This window comes from Paenibacillus nitricinens (assembly GCF_052056485.1).
Taxonomy (GTDB): Bacteria; Bacillota; Bacilli; order Paenibacillales; family Paenibacillaceae; genus Paenibacillus_AQ; species Paenibacillus_AQ nitricinens.
In genome coordinates this window covers 4,731,440-4,747,069 of sequence record NZ_CP183948.1, presented here as the reverse complement: position 1 = coordinate 4,747,069, position 15,630 = coordinate 4,731,440, and the positions used below count along the sequence as shown (strand labels likewise).

At 43.5% G+C, this 15,630-nt stretch carries 14 protein-coding genes; 8 read left to right on the top strand and 6 right to left on the bottom strand.

Translation table 11 applies throughout. The features are described from left to right. The first annotated feature begins 76 nt into the window (after window positions 1–76). The 4 genes from ACN6KS_RS21150 (at window position 77) to ACN6KS_RS21135 (ending at window position 8,104) form a co-directional block, all read left to right on the top strand. Entirely contained in the window at window positions 77–6,532 is a 6,456-nt protein-coding gene (locus tag ACN6KS_RS21150; protein ID WP_440960413.1) for a phosphodiester glycosidase family protein, read from the top strand. Window positions 6,533–6,537: 5 nt separating this feature from the next. Then, entirely contained in the window at window positions 6,538–6,699 is a 162-nt protein-coding gene (locus ACN6KS_RS21145; protein ID WP_341135367.1) for a hypothetical protein, read from the top strand. A 317-nt stretch (window positions 6,700–7,016) separates the two neighbouring features. Beyond that, window positions 7,017–7,676, top strand: a complete 660-nt coding sequence (locus ACN6KS_RS21140; RefSeq protein ID WP_042190416.1) for a helix-turn-helix domain-containing protein — start codon at window positions 7,017–7,019, stop codon at window positions 7,674–7,676. Between the two features lie 119 nt (window positions 7,677–7,795). After that, a complete protein-coding gene (locus ACN6KS_RS21135) occupies window positions 7,796–8,104 on the top strand; it encodes a hypothetical protein (protein ID WP_060622608.1) in 309 nt (102 codons plus the stop codon). Between the two features lie 183 nt (window positions 8,105–8,287). Here ACN6KS_RS21135 and ACN6KS_RS21130 read toward each other — a convergent pair whose 3' ends face one another. From ACN6KS_RS21130 to ACN6KS_RS21110, 5 genes are all read right to left on the bottom strand, one after another. Beyond that, window positions 8,288–8,461 (bottom strand): sporulation histidine kinase inhibitor Sda, encoded by a 174-nt coding sequence (locus ACN6KS_RS21130; RefSeq protein WP_094873622.1) that lies wholly within the window; start codon window positions 8,459–8,461, stop codon window positions 8,288–8,290. Between the two features lie 216 nt (window positions 8,462–8,677). Further along, window positions 8,678–9,010 carry a LytTR family DNA-binding domain-containing protein gene (locus tag ACN6KS_RS21125; protein WP_094873620.1) on the bottom strand — a complete coding sequence of 111 codons (333 nt, stop codon included), beginning with the start codon at window positions 9,008–9,010 and terminating at the stop codon, window positions 8,678–8,680. A gap of 21 nt (window positions 9,011–9,031) precedes the next feature. Beyond that, the gene (locus ACN6KS_RS21120) at window positions 9,032–9,151 is read right to left on the bottom strand and encodes a cyclic lactone autoinducer peptide (protein ID WP_143759448.1); all 120 of its coding nucleotides are present in this window, start codon (window positions 9,149–9,151) and stop codon (window positions 9,032–9,034) included. Next, a complete protein-coding gene (locus ACN6KS_RS21115; protein WP_440960412.1) occupies window positions 9,148–9,675 on the bottom strand; it encodes an accessory gene regulator ArgB-like protein in 528 nt (175 codons plus the stop codon). The genes ACN6KS_RS21120 and ACN6KS_RS21115 overlap by 4 nt, the downstream gene beginning before the upstream one ends. Continuing rightward, window positions 9,656–10,321 (bottom strand): hypothetical protein, encoded by a 666-nt coding sequence (locus tag ACN6KS_RS21110; RefSeq protein ID WP_280786649.1) that lies wholly within the window; start codon window positions 10,319–10,321, stop codon window positions 9,656–9,658. Before ACN6KS_RS21110 ends, ACN6KS_RS21115 begins: the two co-directional genes overlap by 20 nt. 137 nt (window positions 10,322–10,458) lie before the next feature. On the opposite strand from ACN6KS_RS21110, the gene ACN6KS_RS21105 reads away from it, so the two are divergent. Next, complete coding sequence (locus tag ACN6KS_RS21105; RefSeq protein ID WP_094873614.1) at window positions 10,459–10,977, top strand: DinB family protein; 519 nt, start codon at window positions 10,459–10,461, stop codon at window positions 10,975–10,977. Between the two features lie 85 nt (window positions 10,978–11,062). On the opposite strand, the gene ACN6KS_RS21100 is transcribed toward ACN6KS_RS21105, so the two are convergent. Next, entirely contained in the window at window positions 11,063–11,632 is a 570-nt protein-coding gene (locus ACN6KS_RS21100) for a thymidine kinase (RefSeq protein WP_042129772.1), read from the bottom strand. A 158-nt stretch (window positions 11,633–11,790) separates the two neighbouring features. Here ACN6KS_RS21100 and ACN6KS_RS21095 point away from each other — a divergent pair, with 158 nt between their 5' ends. From ACN6KS_RS21095 to ACN6KS_RS21085, 3 genes are read left to right on the top strand one after another with little or no spacing between them, the layout of a single operon-like run. After that, window positions 11,791–12,000, top strand: coding sequence for a hypothetical protein (locus ACN6KS_RS21095; protein ID WP_042129770.1), 210 nt, complete (start codon window positions 11,791–11,793; stop codon window positions 11,998–12,000). 17 nt (window positions 12,001–12,017) lie between these two features. After that, window positions 12,018–13,751 carry an ABC transporter ATP-binding protein gene (locus ACN6KS_RS21090; protein WP_440960411.1) on the top strand — a complete coding sequence of 578 codons (1,734 nt, stop codon included), beginning with the start codon at window positions 12,018–12,020 and terminating at the stop codon, window positions 13,749–13,751. After that, a complete protein-coding gene (locus ACN6KS_RS21085; RefSeq protein WP_440960410.1) occupies window positions 13,732–15,591 on the top strand; it encodes an ABC transporter ATP-binding protein in 1,860 nt (619 codons plus the stop codon). The genes ACN6KS_RS21090 and ACN6KS_RS21085 overlap by 20 nt, the downstream gene beginning before the upstream one ends. Window positions 15,592–15,630 lie beyond the last annotated feature (39 nt).

Below are 15,630 nucleotides of genomic sequence, written 5' to 3'. Positions count from 1 at the left end.
GTTAATATAAACCCTATGATGTTGTCCAAGCTCAGAATAGTTATTAGGACAGCCAAGTGGGGAGGATGTCAACACAGTGAGAAGGTATCTAAGGCAAATTAATATGGCAGTTATTTTTGTTTTGTTGATTTCGTTGTTGCAGCCGGGAGTATTTGTTCACGCTTCCATTTCTGATTTACCAGCAACAAACTACGGAACCGTTATTGATGTGCGGCAAACAGAGCTTGCACCTGGGGCGATGTACACCTGGATGGATCTTCAGAATGAACGTGGTTTACAAAAGATTCATGCAGTGGAGTTCAATCCAGGGCAAGGCCATTTAGAACTGCGGGCAGGTAAGAAGGATGGAAAGGTATACGGTATGAAGGGTGTTACAGAAATGGCCGCTTATGCGGATTCGCCTGGAAACCGGGTGATCGCAGGAATTAACGGTGATTTTTATGAAATCTCCGGTTTTGCCACAGGTGTTCCGAATGGATTATTTATGGACGATGGTGTAATCCTGAACAGTTCGATTTCAGCTTTTACTTTCGGTTTAAAAGAAGATGGCAGCTCGATTTATGGGGTGCCGAAGCTGACCAAGAACGTAACGATTAATGGAAAAACAACGAATTTAACCAGCATCAACCGATATCGGAATACGAATGAGCTGGTTCTTTATACGGAAGATTATAATACAACTACAAAGTCGACCAATGAGGGTGACGAGGTTGTTCTAGATATTGTCGAGGGAGAAGTGAAGAGCGGCCAGACCTTGAAGCTGAAGGTATCTGAGATTCGCAACAATCAAGGCAATACGCCGCTTACCAAAGGAAAAGTAGTTTTGTCTGCTAACGGAACGTCTCGTGCTGTTCTGCAGGGGTTATCGGTTGGCGATAACGTTACTGCGACCTTTGCGCTTAGCGGAGAATGGAATGATGTGAAGGTAGCCATTGGCGGCGAGGGGCCGCTGGTAAAAGACGGAATAGTTCAACAAGGTGTAGGGCCTTTAGGAATTCATCCACGTACAGCCATTGGGACAAAAGCGGACGGAAGTCTCGTTCTATTCGAAGTGGATGGAAGATCTCCAGGTTTTAGCGAAGGTGTAGATACCGATGAGCTAGGCTACATTCTGAAGGATATGGGCGTAGTGAACGCCATGAATCTGGATGGAGGCGGCTCTTCTACTTTTGTGGCCAGAATGCCGGGTGCACCTGGTGTCAAAATGATGAATCAGGGCTCTGATGGCTATGAACGTAAAACCGGCAACGGTTTGCTGGTCGTCAACACAGCCCCAGAGCAATTTACAGCTTCTAAGCTGGTTATACAGCCGAATGCGGAACGTATTTTGCAAGGCTCCAGCTTAATGTTCAAAGCAGCAGGAGTGGACGAGAACGGCCATCCAGCACCTTATTCGGGTACTTTGAATTGGCAGGTGGACGCTAACCTTGGTACTGTCGATGCGAACGGAGTCTTCACCGCAGGAACCACTGCCGGCATAGGGACGGTAATTGTAGAGGCTGGGGCAGTCAAAGGCAGTGGGGAAATCGAAGTCGTGGATAAGCTCACAGACCTTAGTTTTCCTGATGAGATCAAAACTTATTCTTCAGGTGCTGCTGCGCAATTAACTGTGAAGGCGCTACGGAATGGACAGGTAATTCAAGCCGACAACCATAGTTTTGAATGGCGGGTTGAGGGCGAGATTGGAACTGTAGATGAGAAAGGTCTGTTTCAAGCGACGAGTGAAAACGGGAAGAACGGGAAGATTTATGCTAAGTACGGGGACGCCCAGACCTCTTTTGAAGTAAATGTGGGGTTGCCGCCTGTAATGCTGGAGGATTTTGAGAATGGCATTGATAAATATATTGCCTCCAGTGCAGCAGCTAACAGTGTAACAATTCAGGAAGTGACAGATCAGGATTTTGTCCGCAATGGGGCTAAAGCCTTGAAGCTGGAATATGATTTTGTTAATAAAACGGGCACATCGGGTGCTTATTTAGCCGCAGGCTCAACTGCCAATCGGATTCAGATTCCGGGGTATCCTGAGAAAATTAGTATGTGGATCTACGGAGATGGCAAAAAACACTGGCTGCGGGGACAAATTCGTGATGGCAATAATGCAGCAGTGCCCGTGGATTTTACCGATCAGGTAAATGGTGTGAACTGGACGGGTTGGAAATACGTCGAAGTATCCGTGCCTAAGGGGAAAGCCACCCCGTTAACGATGGATATGCCTGTCCGCTATATGGAGACAAGCAATCTTAACAAGAGCGCGGGTGCTATTTACGTTGATGATATTCGTGCCATTTATGGTCCGATAGAGGAGGATAGAACACCTCCTGTGCTTAAAGATGCCTATCCTGGCGTGAACGAAATTGTCAAAACAGCTTCGCCGACTCTTTCCGTCAATGGTGAGGATGATGGTTATGATCCAGTGGTGCATCCGGGAACGACCTTAATCGATCCGGACAAAACACGAGTGTATGTGGACGATCAATTGGTGGAGCATGGCTTTTATCCTCCAAAAGGTCAGATTACTTATAAACCAAAGGTTCCACTTACAGAAGGCCGTCATAAAGTGAAAGTTGCGATTCGCGATTTGAGCGGTAACCAGACGATAAAAGAATGGTATTTCACAGTAAATTTGGGCTCTCCGTTCTATGTGTACAAAACACCAGAAGTAGTATATGCCGGGAATACTTACACTTTGGACGTAACGGCTGAGAAAGCGGGCAAGCTGAAGGAAGGAAATCTTACGTTTGCTTTTAATCCGGCTGCAGTTAAAGATTTGCAGGTAATTCGGGGGGATAAGGTATCAGAAACGCAAATAGAGTCGATCATTGATCCAGCTTTGGGCACAGTGCGTCTTAACTTAACGAATATCAATTCCTCTAATTTAGGAGATATGGATCTAATCGGACAAATTCAATATACGGTTCGAAATGATTATGCGGGTCCTTTTACTCAGGAGCAGCTGGCTGGGGATACAAGCAAACCTTTTGTAATTGAAAATACATCCGGTTCTGTAACTTCGACAGAAGGTACCGGGGTTCCTATTTCTTTTATTGGAGCGGCTGTTGAATCTGTTGTAAAGACACAGTTGATGCTCACTTGGAACCATTATGATCTTGCGAAGGGCTTTGATGCGTCTTTTGCGGTAAAAGATCTGAATGGAAGTGTTGTTGAAGGTGCGAAGCTGCTGTTCGATGGATTGGAGGTACAAGGCGCAACTTCAGGGGGAAGTGGGACACTTACAACTGGCTTTGTCACTTCAGCTGAAGGAACTTTTAAATTGCAGGCGGTAAAAGGAAATACTTATAGTCCTGTAATGACGTTCAAGGTTGCTCCATATGACGGTACTGCTGCTCCTCGTAATGTTAATGTTACGATGGGTCAAGATGCAGCGACTTCTCGCCAATTCACTTGGCAGACAGAACCGCTAACCGTGAATACTGTAGTAGAACTTGTGAAAAAAGCAGAGTTCACAAGCTTTCAAGCCGCGAATGTAACAAAAATTACTGGCAGCAGTTCTATCTACAACACCAATAATGATGGAACCATGCGAGTTCATAAAGCAGAGGCAGTAGGGCTTATCCCTGGAACAGAATATGTATACCGTGTGGGGGATAACGAGTTAAATGTAAGTGAGCAAGGATCTTTTGTTACAAGTGGTGGTGAGGACACTTCTACAAAATTCCTGTTTATCGGAGATTCCCAAGCAGATTCTAAAGCTGGATTTGGTCTTTGGGGCAATACGATTGAGGCTGCTTTTGCCTATATGCCGGATGCTGAAATGCTGGTCCACGCTGGAGATATGGTGGATAAAGGCTTTGAACAAGAGCAGTGGAACTGGTGGTTCGATGCAGCCCAAAAGCAGCTGATGAATACCACGCTTGTTCCGATTATCGGGAACCATGAAGTGATGGGAACCAATGGCGATGGGGATTACCTGGCGCAATTCAATAACCCGCAAAACGGTGCGGCGAGCGTAAAAGGTACGAATTATTCTTTTGACATTCAGGATACACATTTTGTGGTTATGAATACAGAGCATTCAGGTGCTCCATACACTGAACAGGCAGAGTGGCTGGATCAGGATCTATCCGCTACAGATAAAAAGTGGAAGGTGATTTTTTTCCATCAAGGGCCCTATGGCAGCATCTATTCGAATGAACAGGTGCAAGCAAAGTGGGTGCCGGTGTTTGATAAGCATAATGTGGATCTAGTGATGAACGGTCATGATCATATTTACTTGCGGACTTTTCCAATGAAGGATGGTAAGCAGGTAGCAGAAGGCGAAGGCACACGATATGTTATCGGCGGTTCCTCCGGTCCTAAGTTCTATGCGCTGACGCCACGTTTTTGGCAGGAAAAAATATATGACGAAGATGAGCAAATCTATACGGCTGTTGAGATTGGGAAGAACGAGATTACGGTTACGGCAAGAACGGTAGACGGTGTAGAAATTGACCGTTTAGTGATCGGAAATTTTGTTCCAAAATCCATTACGCTGGATCAAACAGCTATTGAGCTTGAGCCTGGTGCTAGTCTGCAATTGCAAGCTAAGGTAGTGCCGGATGAGGCTAATCATCTGATAAAACTGTGGTCCATCGTTCCTGAAAGGGCAGAATCAGTAGTTACCGTAGATGGAAATGGCTTGGTTACAGCGCTAAAACCAGGGACAGCTAAGGTGAGAGTCACAGTGGCAGGTTACCCGAATATTTTTGCGGAAAGTAAGATAACGGTAGATGCGCTGCAAGCGATTAAGCTTCAGGGCAAAGGACAACTTAAACCAGCAAAGGCCGACCAGACAGTCACCGAAGCTGTCTATGCATCCGGTAAACGAATCCCAATATTGGATGGACTTCATTATTCCAGCTCGAATGAGCATATTGCTACAATCAATGAACAGGGCTTGGTCCAGGCTCATCAGGAAGGCTCCACTGTGATCTCAGTAACTTACAGGGAGTTCGCCTCGGAGTATAGCCTCGTCGTAACAAATGATGAGGCTCCTATTCTTACAGAAATAACGATAAAAGGGCCGGATTCGCTGGAACAAGGAAATAAAGGCTCCGTTGTTGTTCAGGCGGTATATAGTGACGGGAGTAAGCAAGAATTGGTCGAAGGCGTAAGGTATGATACATCTGATCATTCTATTGCAATGATTAGTGAGAATGGGGAGCTTCATGCATGGAGTGCTGGTATAACAAAAGTCAGCGCTGTTTATAAGGGGTTCAGCACTGAATATATTTTGACAGTGACTGAAAGCACGCCAGGTACGCGTCCGACACCAAGCCCAGAGCCAACACCGGAACGAACACCGGAACCAACACCAAGTCCAGAGCCAACACCAGGAGGCTGGGTGCCGGGACCTGCGGTGACACCAAAGCCGACTGCTACACCGACACTAACTCCGTCGGCATCTGCACAAGCGGGTGTAGTAACCATAACAGCCTCTCAGCTGTCAGAGAACAAGAATGCTCAAGGTGAAGTTGTGGTTTCAGTTGCCGGTTCGGTTACGGAGTTGCTTTTACCAGGCAATGCAGCAGAGCTACATGGACGCGCACCGCTTAGAGTGGTTATGCAGGATTTATCCGTTACGATTCCTGCTTCAGTAATGACAGACCTAAGTAAGCTAGTCTCAGCTGAGGCTCTTGCCAAGAGTACGATTTCACTACGGTTGAACACTTTAGCTAGTAATACAGCCGTGGATCTGTTGGATCGTGCAGGAACTCTAGCTGGAGCACAATTAAGAGCGAAAAGTGATCTGCGAGAATGGTCGCTCAGCATCCTCACAGAGAATGGCCAGTCCTTCTCATTAAGACAGTTTGCAGAGCCGATCACGATTTCATTTAAGGTCGGTGCGAATGTAGAGCAAAGCTTACTGGGTATTTATTTTATGGATGATGCTGGCAAGTTGGAGTATATGAGCAGTACATGGATGAATGGTTATCTATCTGCTGCTGTCAGTCATTTTAGTAAATACGTTGTATTAGAATATGAAAAAACATTTAATGATCTGAAGTCGGATCACTGGGCTTACTTTACTGTGAAGCAGCTTGCGGCAAAACAGCTTATACAGGGGGTAGCTGTGGATCGTTTTGATCCAAACCGTGCGGTTACACGTGCGGAGTTTACAGCGATGTTAGTCCGTGCGCTTGGCTTAAAAGGTCAAGCAGAAGCTGGATTCACTGATGTATCTGCTGATAAATGGTATGCAGAAGCAGTAGGGTTAGCAAAACAAACTGGAATTGTTAACGGTCAGACCGCTTTACTGTTTGAACCGGATGCCAGGATCTCTCGTCAAGAGATGGCAGCGATGCTGGCTCGTGCATATGCACACGCCAAGAACAGCGTATCTGTAGCTAGTCTTAACGTTTCAGCATTTAATGATATTGACACTGCACCGCAATGGGCTCAAGAGGCTATCAGCGAGGTGTACAGACTTGGATTGATGCAGGGACGTGCTGTAGCACAATTTGCTCCGAAGCAAAACGGCACACGTGCTGAAAGTGCACAGATGATCCTCAATCTGTTGAGTGTTATGGAGTAACGATTATGGCCAGTTCCAGGATGTTGGGACTGGCTGTTTTTTTACAAATTGGATTAGCTGGAAGCACACAATGGTTCGCAGACAGTAGATGGTTTGGGATCGTTATGGACTGTATTGCAGCTATTTCAACTTCTTGGTCTCTTTTTCCAATTTTTCGGACATCATAACTCTTATTGTCATACTTTTGCACCGAACCGTAGTATATTTTAATGAACAGTTGCATCTGAGTCCGATCACTGAGCAAAATGGCCGAAGTTAGCTTAATAAGGTCTCCTCGGTCCGATTCGCTGTAATTCCCAAGGAACGTTTACAAGCCAGAGCCTGGCAGATGAGCATCAAGTCTATCCTATCTTTGGAAATATAGTATTATATTGGGTTTGTGGTGCTGAGAATTACCCTTTAGAGGCAAGTAATTACTAGTATTAATTGTTATAAGCCAACACAAATTGTTATGTTGTGTTATGATAGTAGGGAGGTGACTCCCATGAATGATTTTGAGAACTATCCCGATGAGCTGGGTAATTTCATTCGGCACATCAGAAAGACGAGAGGGTTAACCTTAAGAGGACTGGAAGAAAAGAGCGGCATAAGTTACTCACAGCTTAGCAAGATCGAACGTGGAGAGAGCATTCCGCTAAAAGACAATCTGGACAAGATCATCGAAGCACTTGGAACAGATCTGAAGAATCGGATGTATCATTTGGCAGACTATATGCCAGATATTGAATATATCAAGACCTTAAAGCATGGTTATGAGCTGCCACAGCTTAAACAGTCTCAGGACTACATTTATGAGACGGCATTTAACAAGCTTAAGGAATTCAGGGCAAAGGAAGGTAAAGAAACATCTTACGTTTCCTTTGATTCTAATGAAGTCATAGTTTATGAAACGGAATATGGGGCAGGAATGGTAATAGAGAAGATTGAGAAATACAATCTTACCGACGTCCTGAACGATAAGTTTGAGGGTTGCCTCGACTCCTTAAGAAAGAGCCCTCGGAAAGGGCGTCAAGCCTTTCTATTTGGCGAGTGGTTACGGGAGTGTGTTTATGAGCTGAAGGAAGAAGAACAGGATCAGGTCATACAAGCGCTCAAAGAATTTACGCAATTTAAAGTACAACAGATAAAGGGTGCTTATAAATAATGTGTGTTTCATAAATGATCTCAAAAATGAATAATGTTGCCCTTTCTTGCAGCCATCTATTCATCTTGATCCATAAACTAACAACTAAAAATGGTTTGACAGAAAAGGGGATATTAATAATGAAAATTAACATGAAGTTTACCAGCAAGGGAAAAGTCGCTATAGAGAATTTTAATAACGAGGAATTGCTGGAGATCTTCGCACGATACATCAAGACATTATCCAAAAAGTATGATATCGAAGTTGATGTTCCTCTTGATGAGAATCAAAATATTGTTGGTGATGGCGCTGTAATTGCGACTGCACAAAATGTGAAATGCGATGTAGAAACTTTTTTCAAAGAACTGGGTAGAGATATTAAAGTTCCTTTGAAGAAAAGACTTGGCGGAAAATTGGAAAATGTATTTAAAACGGAAATTACGGAGTAGAAGATTACTCTATTTCAGGGAGTAGTCCTTACTGCACATAAAGAAGGTAGGGCCTTCAGGAGGCTCTACCTTCTTTATGTTGATGATGTTAACATGAAGACAATCTAGAGAACACTCGCAGTGAAGCCATGGGAAGTTATATTATTATGTAATAATTTGTGAATTAATTTGTTTATGGGGATGTTATGATTTTTCAGTTTGTATGAGATCTCTACTGTCTAAAATCTCTCTAACAATCGCTATGAAATCTGGTAAAGCTTGTGCCTCAAGCGCTAATTTATAGATGTTAAGTAATTCTTCATCAGATATCGATTCAAGAGATGAGGGGCGTGGTGAGGGATGAAAATAGTAGTTCATTTGGTTCCTCCATCATATATTTGTTTTTATTACACATTTATATATATGGTATCATTTGGAATACAATCCGTCTCCTGTCATTCATCCTACGAATTTGTCTTTACATCTTAGGGGAATTATGGCATAATGGCTATTTTGTGTGAAAATAGTTTGGTTTACTTTGAATTTTAATAAACAAAAACAATCCCGACATGTGCTATACATGTCGGGATTGTTTTACTCAGAGTCTTTCTTATGAGTAGATAAGTACTTCTTTAGGCGAGGTTCATTGGATTCCGAAACGGTAGTGAACTGCTTACCTTGATTAAAGCATACAATCTTGCGTCCGGGATCATAGCCTTCTATGTTGTTGATATTAACGACGTTGCTGCGGTCAAGGCGTTCGAATCCCTTACCCTCATACGCTACGGAAAGATCGGAAAGCGTGGTGGGGAGAATAAATTCGCCTTCTTTCGTATGGACGAATATTGTATTTTTATAATTCGAGAAATACAATATATCTTCCTCTAGAATATCGCTAGAGGAACCGTCTTTCTGTAAGACACGCATCTTTTCCCCATCCTTGTTTGATTACTTGCGCAGTTCTTTTGGAACTTCAGGACTGTAAAGTGCTGGTTTTAGAATTGTTGCAAAAACAACAGCAGAAGTAGCTAGTATGTTAGAAGCATAACGAGCTAAATTTTTCTTCATTTGATTGGCCTCCTTTGTAATGGAATTATAACTGTAAAGGATTGAACTAAAAATGCCAATCCAATGACAGGCGAATGGATCCAAAAATTCAAAGAAACCAGAATTATGGAAATGATCTTTAAACCCAAATACCATTCTTTAGGAATCTGCGCATTAGCATCAGGATTTGGAGCACATAGAATCATTACAAGCAAAGAAAAAAGATTAATCCAAAGGAAATGGTTATGTATTAGATAAGTGATATGAGGGATCAGTGAACAGATAAAGATAGATACAATATTGCAGGCCCTTGCGGTTTTTAGATGCACACCACCAGAAGACATTCTTAGGAGAATGAAGCTAAATAAGGCTAAGAATGTTTCCTTTAGCTGTCCTGTGAGCCCGCCAATGCATAACGAGGTTATAATGATTAATAAAGTATTCAAAATAATGCTAAGGGCATAATGCATGATTTCAATGGAATGTGTTTGCTCGGGATTGCTTTTCTTAATGACCTCAACAATTTTAAGAGTTAAATGATTCATAATTATTTCTATCCTTTTTATAGGAGAAATAAAGATATCCCCATAATATTATTCCATAGAAAATTGGGATCAAGAAAAAGAAAAAGGATTCAAGAAAGTAGCTAATTGAAGTAATGACAATTAGTGTAGGAAGATTAAGAGCGAATAGTATTTTTTCGCTAGTCGTTGGTTTAATTTTTACATCGGGTTTATCAGGTACAAAGTCAAATCCAATACGTTTATAACCCACATACATACCAATGAGAATCGCGGTTAATGCTGATAAGATCTGCATTGTAATAATGTTTATTGTAATCGGGTTCGAAGTATTTAGAGGCGTGTTAATTACAGAGTCTAATAGATACATAAGACTGGGTTGAATCACAAAGTATGTTTGATAGACCATCCCGGTTAATATAGAAGCGTAGAAGGGATGAATCCGAAATAACAGCCACATAAAACAAAGCATTAGCGCATATTGTGTGAGAATATCTAATTGAAATAACTCATAGTTGATTCTAATTGAATAAGAAAAAAAGCCCATAATAAAACTGGCAAACACCATCTCTTTATGATAAATGTCTATTTTAAAGATTTTGAAAGCCAGAAAGAACATTGCATAGGTCTCTAGTCCTGAAAATATTATAAACAGAATAAAATCTATCATGCCGACACTCCCGATGACTTATAGTGTAACTAACCCTATTAATGCAAGTATCGTATATAATGAACTAAAATACAACAACTACAGCATAATTTTCCTCCTATTTTTTCAAAAAAATTCAAAATGAGAGGGGTTTAGACATGGAACGACGTCCAGAAAGCAGTGAGTATCTTGAAGAATTATCAAAATATGTAGATTTAGTGCCAGCTGAAGGAGACATCATTACTATTTTTAAAGAGCAGACGGATGAGATTTGCACTTTTATTTCGAATCTTACGGAAGAACAAGGAGAGCATCGTTACGCTCCTGATAAATGGAGTATTAAGCAAATGGTTGGCCATCTAGCGGATACTGGAAGAATTATGTCTTATCGTTTATTGCGCGTTGCAAGAGGAGATAAGACCCCGCTGGCGGGCTTTGATGAAAAGGACTATGTGCCTACCGCAAATTTTGAAGCGCACACGCTAGAAAAACTCCTGGCTCATTACAAGCTTGTCCGAGCGTCAACGCAAGCTCTTTTGGACATTTTGCCGGAAGATGCATGGATTCGCGAGGGAACGGTTAACAATGCAACCATTTCCGCGAGAGCAGTGGCGTGCGTAATGATTGGGCATGATCATCATCATTTGAATATTCTTAAAGAAAGATACCTGGTTTAATCGAGTTTTATTTAAAAAAAGCATTCCTGAGGCCATCACGGCTTCGGAATGCTTTTTTAGCTAAAGGTATATATGTGGGGATAGTTTATAGTGGAGGATTCTTGTGACATTTACGGCACACTGGATAGTAGGCTTCATTGCCGCCGATCTGGATTTGCTTGCCGCTATATACAGGCTTACCATTTTCTACTCTTAGAGCCATCGTTGCTTTGCGCTCGCAGAACCAGCAAATGGTCTTCATTTCCTCGATTTTATCAGCGTAAATCAGCATGTATTTGCTGCCTTCAAATAGCTGGTTCTGGAAATCATTTTTAAGTCCAAACGCCATAACGGGAATACCTAGTTCATCCACAATCCGTACTAGCTGAAGAATGCAGTCCTTGCTTAGAAATTGACATTCATCAATGAGTACACAGTGGGGTTTGGGCTGGTTACTGCTGACGATATTATAAATATCAGTATTCTCGTCGACGGGTATGGCCTGTTTCCGCAGCCCAATACGGGAGGAGATAAAACCAACTTCGTCCCGATCGTCTATGGATGGAGTGAAAATGAGCACCGACTTCCCTTGCTCTTCATAATTATGCGCAACCTTAAGTATCTCAATAGATTTACCGCTGTTCATTGCTCCGTATTTGAAAAACAATTGTGCCACTTCCATCTATCCTTTCGTATAAGCCAATAATCTAATTTTAAAAATGCGACCTTATTAGAGTATCATATTCGTGTCAGCTGTATCCAGTGAAAACATTGCGATAGAATTGAATGTGGTATGATAAAAGGAATCATTTGATTGGAAAGGAAGTAATATGTGTGACTGAAAAAATAGACGAATACAAGGAACGGTTAGCTCTGATTCAGCAGAATGGAAATCTTTCTATCGAGGCTGAGGCTTTGCTGGAAGAGATGATGGCAGATTTGGTGGAATTGAATCGAAGCAATAAAGCGCTGCGGCGGGCAATAATGAAAACTGGGCAGGCCTCCACAATGTCGACTCGTTTAAGGGATGCACTGTACGAATAGAAAAAGAGGGTATGCGAATGGGTTTGATTTTCTCTTTTCTCAAAAAATATAAAGTCGCTGCAATAGCTGCCCTAGTGATGATGCTTATTGAACTAGCGGTGGAATTGTCACAGCCTTTACTCATTTCCAAAATTATTGACCAGGGTATTAAAGAACAGAATTCCTCTGTAGTATGGCTCTGGGGCGGTGTATTGATCGGCAGCGCGGTAGTCGCGTTTATAGCTGGGGTATTAAGTTCTTTTTTTGCTGCCCATGCGAGTCAGAGCTTTGCGTTTGATCTTAGGGACAAGTTATATGAAAAGGTACAATCCTTTACATATGAAGTATTCAATCGGTTTGCTACTTCTTCGCTGATCACTCGTCTTACCGGCGATGTATCGCAGCTGCAGGACACTATATTTATGAGCCTCCGCTTTATGACACGGGTGCCACTGGTTGTGGTGGGCAGTGTGATTATGGCATTGGTTGTTCATGTGAAGCTGGGATTATTTCTCACTGTAGCTCTACCTTTGTTGCTTCTCTTCCTTTACTTCATCATGAGAAAAGCTTCTTTGTTATTTCGCAACGTACAAAATCGGCTTGACGGTGTGAATGGTGTAATTCAGGAGAATTTAACGGGAATTCGCTTAATTCGTGTGTTCGTGCGCATGGGACATGAGATTGGACGTTTCACGGTCTTTAGCGGGAATTTGATGAAATCCACGGTATCGGCGCTACGTTTGACGGAGACAACGATGCCATTTGTTATGCTTATTGTGAATGCAGCGATTATGTCGATCCTATGGTTTGGACGGATTGAGATTGCAAATGGGGATGCTACTTTAGGAGAAACTGTTGCAGTTATTAATTACTCATTACGAACCATAGGAGCGTTGTCAGCTATATCTGGACTTGTCGTTACAATTTCCCGAGCACGTGCCTCCTCCCAGCGTATTACAGAAGTAATGTCAGCAGGCGCTGGAGTTAAGGAAGGCGGAACCGCAAAGGGCGAACCGATACAGGGTCACGTCCAATTTGAAGACATCAGCTTCAAGTATCCGGAGAGTGATATTTCGGTGCTAGAGGATATTACTTTTGAAGTTGCTGCTGGTGAGCGGGTAGCGATTATGGGAGCCACCGGATCAGGAAAGTCTTCTCTTGTCGGTCTAATCCCGCGTTTATATGAGGAGACAGACGGTATCATTCGCATTGATGGGCAAAAGAGCACCGACATCGATATTTCAAGATTGCGGCGATCAATCGGTTACGTTCCTCAAGAACTGCAGCTCTTCAGCGGATCGATTCGCGATAATATCGCTTGGGGCAATGAATATGCCACACAGGAACAAATCGAACACGCAGCAGCTGCCGCACAAATTCACGCAACAGTGATGGATCTGCCTAAAGGTTATGACACCATGCTTGGTCAGCGGGGGGTAAATCTGTCTGGTGGGCAAAAGCAACGCTTGACCATTGCCCGGGCGCTTGTGAGGAAACCTGCTATTTTGATCCTCGATGACAGTACGAGTGCGCTTGATGCTGTGACAGAAGGACTTTTGCTGGAGGCACTGAAAGAGATTTCATGTACAACCTTCCTGATTACTCAGAAGATCAGTTCTACTGCATCTGCAGATTTGATTCTGCTGCTGGACGAAGGACGCTTAATCGGTAAGGGAACACATGAGGAGCTTATGACAAGCTCGGCGCTGTACCGCAAGATTTATGAATCACAGGTAGAGGAGGCGAAGCAGCATGTTCAAAGCAATTCTTGAACCCTTTCGTCACCCAAAACCCGTCATTGAGCTTGGAGCAGGAAGAAGTCTTGGTTCAGCTGCTGGAGGGAAGCCAAAAGCAAAGGCGAAGGATTGGGGCGGCACGCTCATGCGGATTTGGAGCTATCTTGCCGAGCGTAAAGCTAAGCTTTTCCTCGTTCTGTTAATGGTAGTCTTCAGCTCGGCTTTAGCACTGCTCGGGCCTTATATGATTGGTAAAGCAGTGGATGATTATCTGGAAGGCACTGGCGGACGATCGTGGACGATTTTTCTAATCAGTCTAGCTAGTGTTTATATCTTCTATTCATTAACTTCTTGGCTGCAAAATATATGGATGATTGAAATTGCCCAGGAGACCGTATTTCGGATGCGCACGGAGTTGTTTTCCCATCTTCATCGGTTGCCCATCTCATTTTTTAATCGGAGACAGCAGGGCGAAATTATGAGTCGCCTCACCAACGATATTGAGAACGTCAGCTCTACGCTGAATAGCTCAGCTATTCAGATCTTTTCTAGTGTTTTGACATTGCTCGGAACGGTGGGGGTAATGCTCTGGCTCAGTCCTCTACTGACGCTGCTTACGTTCTTGGTTGTGCCGTTGATGTTATTAGGCATGCGCTGGATTACTCGGCGTACGGGTCCGCTTTTTAAAGAACGTCAGCGCAATGTGGGTGAGTTAAACGGTTATATAGAAGAGACGTTATCCGGTCAACGGATTATCAAGGCTTTTTCACAAGAGGAACGGGTCATCGCTGGTTTTCATGAACGCAATGAGCGGATTATGCTCTCTGGATACTGGGCACAGTCGATTTCAGGCTTCATTCCTAAGCTGATGAATGGACTTAATAATTTGAGCTTCGCTATTGTGGCTGGAGTCGGCGGTTTGTTAGCCATTCGCGGAGCGATTACGGTCGGTGTGATTATTGTGTTTGTAGAATATACGCGTCAATTTACTCGCCCTCTTAATGACTTAGCGAATCAGTGGAATACACTACTGTCAGCGGTTGCGGGAGCGGAAAGAGTGTTTGAAGTGCTGGACGAAGAGACGGAAGCTAAAGATGAAGGTGCAGCTACTTCGCTGGTTAAAGTTGAGGGAGCAGTGAAGTTCGAAAAGGTATCTTTTTCATATGACGGAAGTTCTAACACGCTGCATGATATTAGCTTTGAAGCGAAGCCTGGTGAGATGATCGCCTTAGTAGGACCTACCGGTGCCGGCAAAACAACACTTATCGGGCTGTTATCTCGTTTCTATGATCCTAATCAGGGTAAAATTACGCTGGATGGCTTAGATGTCACTTCGATTCGGCGTGAAAGCCTGAGGAGCCATATGGCGTTTGTGCTGCAGGACTCCTTTTTATTCAAGGGCAGCATCCGCGATAATATTCGTTACGGTAGACTGGATGCTTCCGATGAAGAGGTCGAGGCGGCGGCCAAGCTGGCTAACGCTCATTCTTTTATTATCCGAATGCCGGAAGGTTATGATCGAATGCTCTCTGCAGATGGTAGCGGCATAAGCCAAGGACAGAAGCAATTGCTGTCCATTGCAAGAGCCATTCTTGCCAATCCTTCGATGCTTGTTCTTGATGAAGCCACTAGCAGTATCGATACGGTGACCGAAATCAAGATTCAGGAAGGACTTCAGGCGCTAATGAAGGGACGGACCAGCTTCGTTATTGCCCATAGACTGGGCACCATCCGGGCAGCTGATCGAATTCTTGTTCTTCAAGGGGGCAGATTGCTGCAGCAGGGCTCCCATGAGGAGTTGTTGAAGCAAGGTGGCTTGTACAGTGAGTTGGTGCAAGGCGGACGTAGAGAAGTACTTGATAAGGCTAGGTTTTAGCTGTGATAAAAAAGGCGGGAGTTTTCAAGGAAGCGCAGG